The organism is Actinomycetospora flava, from assembly GCF_037400335.1.
In the GTDB taxonomy this organism is placed as follows: Bacteria; Actinomycetota; Actinomycetes; order Mycobacteriales; family Pseudonocardiaceae; genus Actinomycetospora; species Actinomycetospora flava.
Genome location: NZ_JBBEGM010000008.1, coordinates 138,083 through 152,885 on the forward strand (window position 1 = coordinate 138,083; position 14,803 = coordinate 152,885).

The window sequence follows — 14,803 nt, forward strand, 5'->3', positions numbered from 1 at the left end:
ATGTGGACCGCGGCATGAAGCGCAGCGGAACTGCCGCCATGTGGGCCGCGGCATGAAGCGCAGCGGAACTGTCGCCATGTGGACCGCGGCATGAAGCGCAGCGGAACTGCCGCCATGTGGACAGCGGCATGAGCGTCATCGAGCGCCACCCCCGGCGCACGCGGGGCAACGGGTTCGGCGACGTCGTGCTCGTCGTGGTGCTCGTCGCGATGGCGCTGGCGGTGGTCGTGACCGTCGTGGTCCTCGCCGACGCGAGCGGGAAGAGGACGCCGGCCGGGCCGCGCGGGGCGGGCGCGCTCGACGCGCTGCAGGCCGACATCACCGCCGCCGGGCTCGTCGTCTGCTCCCGCACCGACCTGCCCGACCCCCTCGCGACCGACGCCGTCGCCGCGCGCACCCTGGTCGTCGCGGTGCAGTGCCGCGACGGCGAGACCGCGACCGTGCAGGCCGACGCCTTCGCCGACGACGGCGACCGCGACGCGGCGGCGCGCAGCATCTCCGGGGTCGGGCGCCCGCGGGCGTCGTCCACGGTGCGCACCTACGGCGACCTGGTCGTGGTGGTGCAGGGCGGCGCGGAGGACGTGGTCGCCGACCGGATCGACGCGATGCTGCTCGCGAAAGGCGCTGCGTGAACGTCAAGCTCGGCGTGCTGGCCCTGGCGATGATCAACATCGCGGCGATCGTCAGCGTGCGCAACCTGCCCGTCATGGCCGAGTACGGCTGGTCGATGCTGGCGCTGTTCGCGCTCTCGATCGTCGTGTTCCTCGTGCCGATCGCGATGGTCGCCGCCGAGCTCGGCACCGGGTGGCCGCGCGACGGCGGGGTCTACGCCTGGGTCAAGGAGGCCTTCGGCGAGCGCGCGGGCTTCCTCGCGGTCTGGTGCGACTACGCCGAGAACGTCGCCTGGTTCCCCACGGTCCTGTCGTTCATGGCCGCGAGCCTCGCCTACGCCCTCGACCCGTCGCTGGCCACCGACAAGGTGTTCCTCGTCGTGGTGATGCTCGCCTTCTTCTGGGCCACGACGATCGTGAGCCTGCGCGGGGTGGGCACGTCGTCCTGGATCGGCTCGGTGGGCACGGTGGCGGGCTCGATCGTGCCGGCGATCGGCGTCGTGGTGCTCGCCGCGGCGTACCTGGCGCAGGGCAACCCCAGCGAGATCCCGTTCTCGGCCGGCGCACTCGTGCCCGACGTGGAGCTGAACAACCTCGCGTTCCTCGGCGGGATCATCCTGCTGTTCACCGGCATGGAGATGGCAGGCTTCCACGCGCGCGACACCCGCGACCCGGGACGCACGGTGCCGCGGGCGATCGCCCTGTGCGTCGGGGTGGTCGTGGTGTTCTCGGTGCTGGGCTCGCTCTTCCTCGCGATGGTCGTGCCCGCGAGCGAGATCAGCCTGGTCAGCGGGACCATGGAGCTGTTCTCCCGTGTGCTCGACCGCCTCGGGCTCGGGTGGGCCGTCGCGCCGCTCGCGCTGGTCGTCGCCTTCGGGGGCATCGCCCACCTCGCGCCGTGGATCCTCGGGCCCGCCAACGGCGTCGCCGCCGTCGCCGCGCAGGGCTCGGTCCCGCCGCGGCTGGGCCGGCTCAACGCCCACGGGGTGCCGGTCGCGCTGCTGCTCATCCAGGGCGCGGCGGGCACCGTGTTCACGCTGCTGTTCCTCCTGGTGCCGAGCGTCAGCACCTCGTACTGGATGCTCTCCGCGGTGACCGCGCAGATCGTGATCATCATGTACGCGCTGATGTTCGCGGCCGTCGTGCGCCTGCGGCACGTCCAGCCCGACACGCCCCGGCCGTACCGGATCCCCGGCGGCCTGCCCGGCGTCTACGCCGTCGGCGGCATCGGACTGGTCGGCTGCCTGGTCGCGTTCGTGCTCGGGTTCGTGCCGCCCGGCCAGCTCGCCACGGGCAGCACGGTCACCTACGTCGGCCTGCTCGCCGTCGCGGTCGTGGTGCTGTCCGCGCCGCCGTTCGTGTTCGCGGCGATGGCCCGCCGGCGGGCGCGGCGCGACTCCGGCTCCGGCTCCGGCTCCGGCTCCGGCGACGAGGTCTCGGTGCCGGCGTGACCGTCGACAGCATCGGCGAGATCGACATCACGACCGACTCGTTCCTCGGCGCGGGCGCGATCATCGCGCTGTTCGTGGTCGTCGGGCTGGTGCTGGTCATGCGCAACCGGCTGGGCCGGATCAGCCGGTTCGGCAAGGTCGCGCTCGTGTCGGTGACGACGGTGCTGGTGCTGCTCGGGTCCGGCGCGGGGATCAACGCGCACTTCGACTACTTCCGCACGCTCGGCGACGTGATCGGCCTGCCGCCGTCCGACGAGGTGGAGCTCGCGGCGCTGCTGGCACGGACCTCGCGGCCCGACCGCGGGGTCGTCACGTCGATGGAGATCCCCGGCAAGGTGTCGGGCTTCACCGGCCGGCCGGCGACGGTGTGGGTGCCGCCGGCGTGGTTCGCGCGCCCGCGCCCGACGCTGCCGGTGGTGATGCTGCTGCACGGCACCCCCGGCACGCCGCAGGACTGGCTGGACGGTGGCCAGGCCGGGGCGACCGCCGACGAGTACGCGGCCGCGCACGGCGGCACCGCGCCGATCCTCGTCATGCCCGACGTCAACGGCACCATCGACGGCGACAGCGAGTGCGTCGACGGCCCCGGCGGGCGGGTCGAGACCTACCTGACCGCCGACGTCCCGCGCTTCGTCCAGGACGTCTTCCACGCCGCGGCGCCCGGGCGGACCTGGGCGGTGGCGGGCCTGTCCGAGGGCGGGTCGTGCTCGCTGATGCTCGCCCTGCGCCACCCGGACCTGTTCGCGACGTTCGGCGACTACGCCGGTCTGGCCGGCCCCCGGGCCGGCGACACGAACGCCGACACCGCCTCGGCGGTCGCCCAGCTCTTCGGGGGCTCGCAGCAGGCCTTCCTCGCCCACGAGCCCGCGGCGCTGCTCGCCGGGCGCCGGTACGACGGGCTCGGCGGCTGGTTCGAGGTGGGCGACGCCGACCCCGAGCCGTCCGCGGCGCTCGACACGGTCGTGCCCGCGGCGCGGCGGGCGGGGATCGCGACGTGCGAGGTGGTCGTCCCCGGCGGCGGGCACACGTTCGCGCTGTTCTCCCAGGCGTTCTCCGATTCCCTGCCGTGGATGGCCGGGCGCCTCGGCGTGGGGCCCGCGGTGCCGAGCTGCCCCTAGCCGGTCACCAGGCCCCAGCGCGCGGCGCACCGGGCCGCGGCCGCCCGGTTGCGCGCGCCGGTCTTGGCCAGCACGTGCTCGACGTGGGTGGCGACGGTGCGCGGCCGGATCCCGAGCCGGGCGCCGATCTCCGGGTTGCTCAGGCCGTGGCCGACGCCGTCGAGCACCTCGAGCTCGCGCACGGTCAGGCCGGCGGGCGGGGCGGCGGCGCGGTGCAGGACGAGGACCCCGCGGGCCGTGGCGTGCAGCTCCACGCCGACGACCTCGCCCGAGCCCGTGACGAGCAGGAGGGGGCCGGGGGCGGGCGCACCGGCGCGGAGCGCGTCGACGAGACCCGCGAGCCGCGCCCGGACCAGCTCCGGGCGCGCCCCCGCCGAGAGCGCGACCACGCGGCCGCCGGGCTCGACGAGCAGCCCGTCCGTGCCGTCGGCGCCGAGGGTCCCGGTCCGCGCGCGGGGCGCCGGCACGGGGTCGAGGGCGGCGGCGAGGTCGGGGGCCAGCAGCTCGAGCAGCGCGACCGTGTCGTCGTCGGGGTGCCGCGCGTCGAGGGTGCTGGCGTTGAGCATGCCGACGTAGCGGTCGTCGGCGGCGAAGAGGCAGAGCGTCAGGCCGTCGCGGAAGCCGTGCGGGAGGATGATCCGCTCGAAGATCTCGCCGCGGCGCCGGGACGGGGCGAGGTCGCGGACCCGCACGGCCTGCCCGCCGTCCCGCACGACCGTGAAGAGGCGGTCGGTGTGCATCCGCGTGTCGATGACGTCGGTGATCGTGGCCGGGTAGGACGAGGCGAGCGTGCGGTGGCCGCCGGTCACCGGGTCGGCGACGGACAGGGCGGCGCAGTCGGCGGGCACGACGTCGGCGAGCCCGTCGAGCACGGCGCGGGCGGCGCCCGGCGAACGGCTCCCGTGGCGCCGGAGGAACGCCCGCAGCTCGCGGGCGGCCGCGACCGCGGACATGCTTCGGAAGCTACGCGGACCGGGGCCCGCGTGACCAGCGGATCCGTCAATCGACCGATGCGCGCGGGCCCCCTACGACGCAGCATCTGCGGCCATGACACCCGAGGAGTACGCCGAGCTGGACGCCACCGGCCTGGCCGAGCTGCTGAGCAAGGGCGAGGTCGGCGCCGACGAGGCGCGCGACGCCGCGACCGCCGCGATCGACGCCGTGAACCCCCACCTCAACGCGCTGGTCGGCGAGCGCTTCGAGGCGCCGCTGGAGCACGCCGCGGACGGGCCGTTCGCCGGGGTGCCGTTCGTGATCAAGGACCTGATCGTCCACGCGGCCGGCGTGCCGCAGCGGGCCGGGACGCGCCTGCTCGGCGACGGGGTGCCGATGCCGGCGGACACCCACCTCATGGCCCGCTTCCGCCGCGCCGGCCTCGCGACCCTCGGGCTCACCGCCACCCCGGAGCTGGGCTTCAACGCGACCACCGAGTCGGTCGCGAACGGTCCGACCCGCAACCCCTGGGACACCACCCGCAGCCCCGGCGGGTCGTCGGGCGGCTCCGCGGCGCTCGTGGCCGCGCGGGCGCTGCCGGTCGGGCACGCCAACGACGGCGGCGGCTCCATCCGCATCCCCGCGGCGGCCTGCGGGCTGGTCGGCCTGAAGCCCAGCCAGGGCCGCACCTCGCCGGGTCCCGACTACTCCGACCCCCTCCTCGGCATGGGCGTCGAGTTCGCCGTGACCCGCACCGTCCGCGACACCGCCGGCCTCCTCGACGCCGTCCACGGCGCCGAGCCCGGCGACCGCTACCTGCTGCCCGACCCGGCACGCCCCTACGCCGACGAGGTGGGCGCGGGGAGCCGTCCGCTGCGCGTGGCGTTGTGGACCACGCCGTTCTCCGGCCACGGGTCGGTCGACCCGCGCTGCGTCGAGGCGACGGAGGCGGCCGCGCGCACGCTCGAGGGCCTGGGCCACACCGTCGAGATCGCCGGCCCGGAGCTGGACGCGGCGGCCTTCGACGACGCCAACCTGGTCGGCTGGACGAGCTTCCTCGCCGACGGCGTCGACGTGCTCGCCGGCGCGCTCGGCGTCACCCCGGGGCCCGACACCCTCGAGGCGGCGACGCTCGCGTGCGCCGAGCACGGCCGCACCCTGCGGGCCGGCGACCTGTACGCCGCCGACCGCGTCTTCAACGCGACCCGCCGCGCCGTCGCCGCCTTCCACCAGCGCTACGACGTGATCCTCACGCCGACGATGAACGTGCCGAACACGCCGCTGGGGTACCTCGACCAGAACGACCCCTCGCGGGACGCGCGCGGCTGGTACGACCACATCTTCTCGACGGCCGGCTTCACGGCGCTGTCGAACGTCACCGGCAATCCGGCGATCTCGCTGCCGCTGGGACGGACCGAGGAGGGCTGGCCGATCGGGGTCCAGATCGTGGCCCCGTACGCCGGGGAGTCGAGGCTGATCGCGCTGGCCGCCGACCTCGAGCGCGCGACGCCGTGGGCGGGGCACCGCCCGACGATCCCTTCCTGACCGAGGCGCCGGTGCCGGTCCGGTCCGCGAGTTCGTCGATCCCGGTCCTCAGAAGGGCGGCGGGTCGTCGGGGTCGTGGGTGACGGGCGGCGGGGTGCTCGCGGTCGTGGTGTCGCGGGGGCCGCCGAATTTGGCGGCGAAGCGTCGGCGCCAGTCGTCGAGGTGCTCGGTGTCCTGGTCCGGGCAGCCGTCGTCGGGGAGTGGTCGCGGGCGCTGCGCCGGGTTGGGTGTTGGGAGTGGTCGCAGGATGCGTGGTGGTCGGGTGGTGTGGGTGATCCCGGCGCGGGTGCGGATGATGAACCAGCCGGGTAGGGGTTGGCGGACGTGCCAGCCGGCGTGGTGTTTGGCGCGGTGGTCGTGGCTGCACCAGGCGCCGAGGTTCCAGGTGACGGTGGGGCCGCTGTGGGCGTGGTCGCGGGTGTGGTCGATCTCGGCGCGGTGCGCGGGGCGGCGGCACCAGGGGACGATGCAGTGCCGGTCGCGGGCGCGGGTCCAGCGTTCGGCTTCGGCCCCGGGCCGGCGGCGCCGCCACTGGTCGGGCCCTGAGTCGGCGTCGGGGGGTAGCCCGAGCCGCCCGGTGTGCTGGAGGTCGGTGAGCCGGGCGTGGAGCTCGGCGAGTAGCCCGGCCCATTCGGGGTGATCGTCGGGGTCCAGGGCGGCGACGAGTGTCGTCGGAACGTGGAGTTCGACGATGGCGCCGGTCCGGGTCGCGCCCGGTGCCCGCCCCCGCACCCGAGTCTGGTTGCGGGGGCGGGTGGGTCGGCTGCGGGCGAGCAGGACGTGCTGGAGGTGCCCGTCGTCGTCGACGAGCACGACCCGCCACTCCCCGCGGTGGCGGTGGGCGATCAGGTCGCGGGCGACGGGGGCGGTGACCGCCCCGAAACCAGGCACGGTGGCGGGGTGTTGGTCGAGTCCGAGCGCGGTCGTGAGCCGCAGGCGGACTTCGACGGTGCCGTGGCGCACCCGCCCGGACCGCCGCTCCACCGGCTCGGGCTCGACCACCGGCTCGGACTCGCCCAGCGGGCAGGGCCGGCCGGGCCGGCCGGACTGATGGGGGAGGTCGGGGAGGTCCAGGACGCCCTGGCCGGAGGACCGCGGCGCCACGACGAGGGCGAGGGCGTGGCGACCACTGGCCGGCCCGTCGCCGGGGCCCTCGTCCACCGGCCCGCCGTCGGGCTCGCTATCCGGTCCGCCGTCACGGCCCTCGGGCTCGCCGCCCGGCCCGCCGTCGCCGCTATCCGGTCCGCTGTCCGGCGCGCTGTCCTCGGGCCCGCCCTCGTCGGGCCCGCCCTCGTCGGGCCCGCCCTCGTCGGGCCCGCCCTCGTCGGGCCCGCCCTCGTCGGGCCCGCCCTCGTCGGGGCCGTCGTCGTCGGGGCCGTCGTCGTCGGGGTCGGGATCGGCGGGGCCGCCGGTCCCGTCACCGTCGGGCCCATCGTCGGGGTCGTCGGGGTCGTTCGCGGCGTGGTACTCCGCGGTCAGCAGGGCGACCACTTCCGGGTCGGTCATCCCGGCGGTGGACCCGTTGAGCAACCGCATCCCGACCTGCATGCGCAGCCGGTTGATCGGGGTCAGCACCCCCGCCGCCCGAAGCTGCGCCGCCACCGCCTCGACCCGCGAGGTCGACGCGATCCCCTCCGGGGACGGGGCGTCGACGAACGACAGCGTCGCCGTCCCCGACGGGTTCGCCCGCAGCTCCAACCGCCCGCGCGCCTCCGCCCGTCGGCGGCGGCGCTCGGCCCAGTCCGGGTCGAGCGCCAGCGCGATCTCGGTGACCCGTTCGCGCAGCGCCATCACCGGCAGTTCGGCGGCCTCGTCGAGGACCTCGGCCACCGCCAGCCGGGCGTGGTCGGCGGACAGGTCGGCGACACACTCGCTGATCGCCCGGACCTTGGACTCGTCCAACACGCCGCGCCACAACGCCGCGCCCAGCGCCGGCAACCGCGAGAACAGGTCCTCGGCCAGGGCCAGGCGACGGGCCGCCATGGTGCGTGAGCAGCCCAGCACGCCGGCGACCTCGTCGCCGGAGAACTCGTCCGAGCTCGGCAACCGCCGCGGGCGCCCGTCGGCGTCCTCCACCGCCAGCCCGAGCTCGCGCAGCCCGGCCAGCAGTTGGGCCTCGGCGCGGTTGTGCACCGCGAACCGCGCCCGCACATAAGCGGCCAGCTCCGGGCCGTCCAACCCGGCCGGGTCGACGGTGTCGAGCAGCGCGTGCAGACCAGCGTCCGGGGCATGACCAGCAAGCCGGGCCGCCAGCCCAGGCCGCTGATCCTGCTCCACGCTCACGGGAAGAACGCTAGAACCGACCCCCGACAGTCCCGCCCGGGAAACCCCAGGTCGGAGAACCAGCAGAGGTCACAGAACGGTAACGATCCCCTGCTCAGCCGGTCCGGTCGGCTGCCGCCGCGGCCACGGGCACCGGGGCAGAGACGGGCGCGGGCAGGACCACCGGCCGGACCGTCCGGCGGTCGAACGCCGCCATGAGCTGCCGGTGCGCGGGCCGCTCGACCAGCCGGGTCAGCAGCCATCCGACGAGGACGGCCTGGAGCAGCATCGCGACGGTCTGCAGCGTGGGACCGACGCCGATCATCTGCAGGCGGCGCATGAGCACCATGCCGAGCGTCTGGTGGACGAGGAAGACGCCGTAGGAGATCCCCGCCAACCACGTCACGACGGGCCGGACGGCGGACGGCACGAGCCAGTCCCAGTCGGGGCCGCTGGCCGCGAGCAGCATGGCCGCCATCCCGACCCCGACGCCCGCCACCGCGATGCGGTCGCCGATCAGCGCGCCGGAGGCGTCGATGCCGCCGTGCACGAACTGCGCCGCGGTGCACGTCCCCAGCAGCGCGGCGGCGTGCGGGACCCCCAGCCGCCACCGGGCGCACAGGAAGATCGCGACGCCGGCGACGAACAGGTGCATCCGGTGGAAGCCGAGACCGTCGACGAGCACGCCGTAGACCGGTGGCGCGATCGCCTTGAGCGGCAGCTGCGCCATCGGGAGGAGGGCGGCGACCCAGAGCACGACCCGCAGGCGGACCCCGCTGCCCCAGCGGCGGCGCCACAGCAGCGCCGCGGCCGTGAACGCCAGCAGCTGCAGCGGGATCGTCCAGTAGGAGCCGTCCAGGTAGCCCCAGGTGCGGTCCCAGTTCCACAGCATCAGCAGGTTCGCCGCGAGGTCGCGCAGCGTCGGCTCCGGCCCGCCGGGGGTGAGGACGTCGGCCGCGACGTAGGCGAGCAGCGTGGCCGCGACGAAGCCGGGCAGCAGCCGGGCGAGCCGCCCGACCCACCAGCGCGCCACGCCGTGGCGGCGCAGCGACGCGCAGACGAAGTAGGCGGAGACCACCAGCAGCAGGCTCGCGCCGATCTGGTGCGGGAAGACGAACCGCCGGTCGACGAGGTCGGGATAGTTGTCCGGCACCACCTGCGTCGAGTGGTACAGGACGACCATCAGGACGCAGGCGACGCGGATGAGGTCCCAGCTGAACCGGCGCATCGCCCGCTGAAGGTAACAACGAGGTCACGGCGCGCCGGCGGGCCCTCCTCCTCGTCCTAGGTCACCGGGAGCTTCTCCAGCGCTGCCTGCAGGGTCCGCTGCGCCTCGTCGCCGAGGCTCCCCAGCGCCGGCACGAGCAGCGGGGTGGCGAGCTTGGCGAGGCCGTGGAAGGTGAACGTCGCGGTGTAGGTCAGCGTGGTCCCGGGGCCGTCGGCGGTGAGGACCAGGTCGTCCTCGCTGGTCACCGTCTTGTTGCGCCCCACGATGCGCAGGTGGCCGGGGTCGTCGCGCTCGAGTGTGTAGATCAGCGTGGTCTCGCGCCCGCGGAACTCCGAGACGTTGCGCCACTGCTTGCCCACGCCGAGCGGGGTGTCGTCGACCGGCGTGCAGGAGATCGTCCCGGCGTCCCACTCCTCGGCGTTCGTGAAGTCGCGCAGGTAGGCCTGCACGGTGCCGACGGGCGCGGGGGAGTGCACGGTGCGGGTGACGGTGGGCATGTCGCCGGATACCCGCGCCCGGCCTGACCCACCGCCCCGGCTACCGTCGGTCGCATGGCTGTGGAACCGGACCTCGTCGTCGTCGGCTCGGGCTTCTTCGGCCTGACCGTGGCCGAGCGGGCCGCGACCGAGCTCGACAAGCGCGTCCTGGTGGTCGAGCGTCGGTCCCACCTCGGCGGCAACGCCTACTCCGAGCCCGACCCCGAGACCGGGATCGAGGTCCACCGCTACGGAGCGCACCTGTTCCACACCTCGAACAAGCGGGTGTGGGACTACGTCAACCGCTTCACGGACTTCACCGGCTACCAGCACCGCGTCTTCACGATCTACGAGGGCCGCGTCTACCCGATGCCGGTGAACCTCGCGACGATCTGCGAGTACGCGGGCCGCGCGATGACGCCCGACGAGGCGCGCGCCTGGGTGGCCGAGCACGCCGCCGAGATCGACGTCGCGGACGCGCAGAACTTCGAGGAGAAGGGCGTCGCGCTCGTCGGTCGGCCGCTCTACGAGGCCTTCTTCGAGGGCTACACGGCCAAGCAGTGGCAGACCGACCCGAAGAACCTGCCGGCGTCGATCGTCTCGCGCCTGCCGGTGCGCTACACCTTCGACAACCGGTACTTCTCCGACACCTACGAGGGCCTCCCGGTCGACGGCTACACGGCGTGGCTCGAGCGGATGGCCGACCACCCGAACATCGAGGTCCTCCTCGACACCGACTGGTTCGACCTGCGCGACCGCCTGCCGGCCGACGTCCCGACGGTCTACACCGGCCCGCTCGACCGCTACTTCGACTACAGCGAGGGCGAGCTCGGCTGGCGGACGCTCGACTTCGAGCCCGAGGTCCTCACCACCACCGGCGACTACCAGGGCACGCCGGTCATGAACTACGCCGACCGGGACGTGCCGTTCACGCGCATCCACGAGTTCCGGCACTTTCACCCCGAGCGGACGTCCTACCCGAAGGACAAGACGGTCATCGTCCGGGAGTACTCGCGCTTCGCCCAGCACGGCGACGAGCCGTACTACCCGATCAACACCCCCGAGGACCGTGCCAAGCTCGAGCGCTACCGCGAGCTCGCCCGGAAGGAGGCGACCAACCGGCGCGTGCTCTTCGGCGGACGCCTCGGGACGTACAAGTACCTGGACATGCACATGGCGATCGGGTCGGCGCTCACCCTGTTCGACAACCGCATCGCCCCGTGGTTCACCGAGGGTGCGTCGTTCGACGGCGCGGACCTCGCCGAAGCCTGATCTGCTCACTCGTTCGGCCGCTTCGTCCGGTGTGACGATTGCGTAGCGTCACGGCGTCGACGTCGATGATCACCGGAGGCCGCCGTGTCCGCTCCCCCGTCCTCCGCCCGGCGGCGCTCCGCCGCGGGCCTCCTGGCGATGCTCTCGTGCGCCGCGGTGCTGACGCTCTCGGCCTGTGACACCAGCAGCGAGTCGGCGCCGTCCGGCGGGTCCGGCGGCGGCACGAGCCACGAGGGCGGGCACCCCACGGAGCACAGCGGCACCCACCCCTCGTCGACCCACCACACGACGGCGCCGACGTCGCGGCCCTCGGAGTACAACCCGGCCAACTGCCCGACGGGTCTGGTCTGCTCGACGCCGACGCCCTAGCCGAAGTCGATCTCTCCGCTGCGGGTGCGCTTGAGCTCGGTGAACCCGGGCACGCCGGCCAGCAGCACGGCGCCGTCGAAGGCGTCGAGCGCCTCCTGCCCGCGCAGGGCGCGCTCGAGGACCGGGCCGAAGAACGCGACGGCGCCGCGGGCGGTCGTGACGTGCAGGGTGGGCGTGCCGACGTCGAGGCCGACCGGTGCCATGCCCTCGTCGTGGCGGGCGCGGACGTCGTCGTCGAGGTCGGTGCGGTCGGCGGCGGCGTAGAGGTCGGGGTCGCCGAGCTCGTCGCACACCTCGCGGAGCACCCGGTCGCGCCCGCGCAGCCCCTGGTCGTGGAAGCGGGTGCCGAACGCCTCGACGAACCCCGCCCAGGCGTCCTCCCCGCGCTCCGCGACGAGCCGCGCGCCGACCCGGGCGGGCCGCCAGGCGCTGTCCTCGCCGCGCGCCGGGGCGACCGGGTCCTCGCCGTTGAGGACCGCCAGGCTCATCCGCCGCACCTCGAGGTCGAGCGGGCGCTGCCGGGCGACCTCGCGCAGCCAGCCCAGCGCGAGCCACGCGAAGGGGCAGACGGGGTCGACGTACACCGCCACGTGATCGGGCTCGCTCACGCTCCGCACCGTAGGTCGCGCCCCGTCGGGGTGGTCGGTCGGGCGACCCGCCGGGGGGCTCCCGGGCCGCCGACGAGCGCGCCGTTACCGTCGTCGGTGTGACGAGCACGGTCGGCGGGACGGTGGAGATGACGGCACGACCGGCGGGTGCTGCGGGTGGTGCGGGCGCCGCGCTGCTGCAGCGCATCATCCTGCCCCGGCCCGCCGACCCGACGTCGGTGCGCTCGCTCTACCTCGACGAGGGCACCGCGACGTCGGTGGAGACCACGTCGCCGACCGCCCACCGCCCGGGCACCTACGACGACACGGCCGACGAGTACGTCATGCACGTGCGGCGCTCCGGCGGCCGGGTGGCCGAGGTCGTCTCCCGCACCGGCGTGCGCCTGCCCGAGCGCAGCGAGGTCTCGTTCGCCGCCTACTTCAACGCCTTCCCCGCGTCCTACTGGCGACGCTGGTCGGTGCTCGACGCGGTCACGCTGCGCCTGCGGATGCGCGGGCAGGGCCGGGTCGACGTGTACCGGTCGACGGCGAAGGGCGTGCCGGTGCACGTCGCGGGCGAGCTCGTCGACACCGCCCCCGACGGCGGCACCGACGTCGTCGTCCCGGTCTCGCTGACGCCGTTCACCGACGGCGGCTGGGTGTGGTTCGACCTCACCAGCGACAACGACGACCTCGAGCTCGTCTCCGGCGGCTGGTTCGCCGACCGGGAGGCCCCGGGCCGGGCCGCGATCACCGTCGGGATGCCGACGTTCAACCGCCCGTCCGACTGCGTGGCCACCCTCAAGGCCCTCGGCGACGACCCGCTGGTCAGCGAGACCCTCACCGCGGTGATCATCCCCGACCAGGGCACCTCGAAGGTGCGCGACCAGCCCGGCTTCGACGAGGCCGCCGCGGCCCTCGGCGACCGGCTGCGGATCATCGACCAGCCCAACCTCGGCGGGTCCGGCGGCTACGCGCGGATCATGTACGAGGCGCTCGAGAACACCGACTGCGAGCAGATCCTGTTCATGGACGACGACGTCGTCCTCGAGCCGGACTCCGTGCTGCGCGCGCTCGCGTTCTCGCGCTTCTCCCGCGAGGACATGCTGGTCGGCGGCCAGATGCTCTCCCTGCAGGCGCGCTCGCACCTGCACGTGATGGGCGAGGTCGTCGACCGCGGCCAGTTCTTCTGGCAGCTCGCCCCGCACACCGAGGACGACCACGACTTCGCCGTCGACTCGCTGCGCGAGACGCTGTGGATGCACCGGCGCACCGACGTCGACTACAACGCCTGGTGGATGTGCCTGATCCCACGCACGGTGGCCGAGCGGATCGGGCTGCCGCTGCCGCTGTTCATCAAGTGGGACGACTGCGAGTACGGCCTGCGCGCCGGCAGCCACGGCATCCCGACCGCCACCGTGCCCGGCGTCGCCATCTGGCACATGTCGTTCGTGGAGAAGGACGACACCTCGGATTGGCAGGCGTACTTCCACGTCCGCAACCGCCTGGTGGTCGGCGCGCTCCACGGGCCGGAGAACCCGCGGGCGATGCTCACCGACTCCCTCAAGCGCACCCTGCGCCACCTCTTCCTGCTCGAGTACTCGACGATCGCGCTGCACCACATGGCGATGCGCGACTTCCTCTCCGGGCCCAAGGCGCTGTTCGGGGCGCTGCCGACCGCCCTCGGCGCCGTCCGCGCCACGCGCGCCGAGTTCCCCGACGGCACCGTGCACAAGGACGCCGCCGACGTGCCGCGCCCGGCCCTCGGCGCCCGCGAGGCTCAGCTGTGGCCCAAGCCGCCGGTCGGCCGGGTCGCCCAGGTGGCGGCGCTGGCCCGGGGCCTCGTGCACCAGCTGCGCCCCGTGGACCCGACCGCCCACGAGCGCCCGCAGCGCGACGTGCCCGCCGAGCACGGCCAGTGGTTCCTGCTCTCGGTGCTCGACGGGGCCGCGGTGACGACCTCCGACGGCTCCGGCGTCACCTTCCGCAAGCGCGACCGCGAGATGTTCTGGGCGATGCTGCGCGAGTCGGTGCGCCTGCACGGCGAGATCGCCAAGGCCTGGCCGGCCCTGCGCCGCCGGTACCAGGAGGACATGCCGGAACTGATCAGCCGTCAGGCCTGGCGCGAGCAGGTCTTCGACCGCTTCCGCTGAGGGCCCTCGTGGTCCGGGGTGTTGCAGCCTGGCGGCCATGCTGACGTTGGACGTCAGGAAATCCGCCGGCTCGATCTCGCAGGTAGGCCGGGAAGTAGGACCAAAGCTGTCCGCCTCCCTCCGTAGCTTTCTGGTCATCAGGGACGACGAGGAAGGCAGACCCCGATGACCACGATCGCTGCGCAGGAGGCCCACATGACTGCTACCGACGCCGACGAGCGCGCCGACCTCCTCGCCGAGCTGGCCGCGGCCCGGCACTGGCTCGTCTTCCCCACCCGCGACCTCACCGACGAGCAGGCCGCCTCCCGGCCGACGGCCTCGCAGCTCACCCTCGGCGGGCTGATCAAGCACGTCACGAAGGTCGAGGAGGGCTGGATGCGCTTCGCGGTCGAGGGCGACAACGGCGAGGAGGACTTCGAGCTCCCCGAGGGCATGACGATCGACGATTTCGAGGGCTGGATCGCGAGCCTCGACGAGAAGCCGGAGTGGCTCGTCGAGCGGGAGAACGAGTTCAAGCTGCTGCCGGGCGAGACGCTCGCCGAGGTCGTCGCGAAGTACCACGAGACCGCGGCCCGCACCGAGAAGACGCTGGCGTCGCTCCCGGACCTCAACGTGCGCCACCCGCTGCCCAAGGCGCCGTGGCACGAGCCGGGCACGACGTGGTCGGTGCGCCGGGTGCTGATCCACATCATCGCCGAGACGACCCAGCACGCCGGCCACGCGGACATGCTGCGCGAGCACATCGACGGCGCCACGTCCATGTGACCCGGCGGCACCCGATCTGCTCCGTCACGGCGC

General features: G+C 74.2%; 13 protein-coding genes. 8 read left to right on the forward strand and 5 right to left on the reverse strand.

The genetic code is table 11. The features are described from left to right. The first annotated feature begins 128 nt into the window (after positions 1–128). Genes WCD58_RS19480 through WCD58_RS19490 form a run of 3 tightly spaced genes read left to right on the forward strand, consistent with a single transcriptional unit; the run spans position 129 to position 3,180 of the window. The gene (locus tag WCD58_RS19480; RefSeq protein ID WP_337704722.1) at positions 129–632 is read left to right on the forward strand and encodes a hypothetical protein; all 504 of its coding nucleotides are present in this window, start codon (positions 129–131) and stop codon (positions 630–632) included. Continuing rightward, on the forward strand, positions 629–2,062 hold the full coding sequence (locus tag WCD58_RS19485) for an APC family permease (protein WP_337704723.1): 1,434 nt from the start codon (positions 629–631) through the stop codon (positions 2,060–2,062). Before WCD58_RS19480 ends, WCD58_RS19485 begins: the two co-directional genes overlap by 4 nt. Then, positions 2,059–3,180, forward strand: coding sequence for an alpha/beta hydrolase (locus tag WCD58_RS19490; RefSeq protein ID WP_337704724.1), 1,122 nt, complete (start codon positions 2,059–2,061; stop codon positions 3,178–3,180). Before WCD58_RS19485 ends, WCD58_RS19490 begins: the two co-directional genes overlap by 4 nt. Here WCD58_RS19490 and WCD58_RS19495 read toward each other — a convergent pair. Then, complete coding sequence (locus WCD58_RS19495; RefSeq protein ID WP_337704725.1) at positions 3,177–4,133, reverse strand: helix-turn-helix transcriptional regulator; 957 nt, start codon at positions 4,131–4,133, stop codon at positions 3,177–3,179. The two genes, WCD58_RS19490 and WCD58_RS19495, sit on opposite strands and share 4 nt — an antisense overlap. Before the next feature lie 94 nt (positions 4,134–4,227). Between WCD58_RS19495 and WCD58_RS19500 the strand changes: the two genes are divergently transcribed. Then, a complete protein-coding gene (locus WCD58_RS19500; protein WP_337704726.1) occupies positions 4,228–5,658 on the forward strand; it encodes an amidase in 1,431 nt (476 codons plus the stop codon). Between the two features lie 48 nt (positions 5,659–5,706). On the opposite strand, the gene WCD58_RS19505 is transcribed toward WCD58_RS19500, so the two are convergent. The 3 genes from WCD58_RS19505 to WCD58_RS19515 form a co-directional block, all read right to left on the reverse strand. Next, positions 5,707–7,941, reverse strand: coding sequence for an HNH endonuclease signature motif containing protein (locus WCD58_RS19505; RefSeq protein WP_337704727.1), 2,235 nt, complete (start codon positions 7,939–7,941; stop codon positions 5,707–5,709). A 94-nt stretch (positions 7,942–8,035) separates the two neighbouring features. Next, entirely contained in the window at positions 8,036–9,148 is a 1,113-nt protein-coding gene (locus WCD58_RS19510) for an acyltransferase family protein (RefSeq protein WP_337704728.1), read from the reverse strand. Between the two features lie 56 nt (positions 9,149–9,204). Beyond that, positions 9,205–9,645 carry an SRPBCC family protein gene (locus WCD58_RS19515; RefSeq protein WP_337704729.1) on the reverse strand — a complete coding sequence of 147 codons (441 nt, stop codon included), beginning with the start codon at positions 9,643–9,645 and terminating at the stop codon, positions 9,205–9,207. A 54-nt stretch (positions 9,646–9,699) separates the two neighbouring features. Between WCD58_RS19515 and glf the strand changes: the two genes are divergently transcribed. After that, on the forward strand, positions 9,700–10,896 hold the full coding sequence (glf, locus tag WCD58_RS19520; RefSeq protein WP_337704730.1) for a UDP-galactopyranose mutase: 1,197 nt from the start codon (positions 9,700–9,702) through the stop codon (positions 10,894–10,896). 84 nt (positions 10,897–10,980) lie between these two features. Further along, positions 10,981–11,265: a hypothetical protein gene (locus tag WCD58_RS19525; protein WP_337704731.1), complete on the forward strand. Its 285-nt coding sequence runs from the start codon at positions 10,981–10,983 to the stop codon at positions 11,263–11,265. On the opposite strand, the gene WCD58_RS19530 is transcribed toward WCD58_RS19525, so the two are convergent. Further along, positions 11,262–11,873: a mycothiol-dependent nitroreductase Rv2466c family protein gene (locus WCD58_RS19530; protein ID WP_337704732.1), complete on the reverse strand. Its 612-nt coding sequence runs from the start codon at positions 11,871–11,873 to the stop codon at positions 11,262–11,264. The two genes, WCD58_RS19525 and WCD58_RS19530, sit on opposite strands and share 4 nt — an antisense overlap. A gap of 98 nt (positions 11,874–11,971) precedes the next feature. On the opposite strand from WCD58_RS19530, the gene WCD58_RS19535 reads away from it, so the two are divergent. Both WCD58_RS19535 and WCD58_RS19540 read left to right on the forward strand, forming a co-directional pair. Further along, a complete protein-coding gene (locus WCD58_RS19535; RefSeq protein WP_337704733.1) occupies positions 11,972–14,005 on the forward strand; it encodes a glycosyltransferase in 2,034 nt (677 codons plus the stop codon). Positions 14,006–14,170: 165 nt separating this feature from the next. Continuing rightward, complete coding sequence (locus tag WCD58_RS19540) at positions 14,171–14,770, forward strand: DinB family protein (protein WP_373696252.1); 600 nt, start codon at positions 14,171–14,173, stop codon at positions 14,768–14,770. Positions 14,771–14,803: the final 33 nt, after the last annotated feature.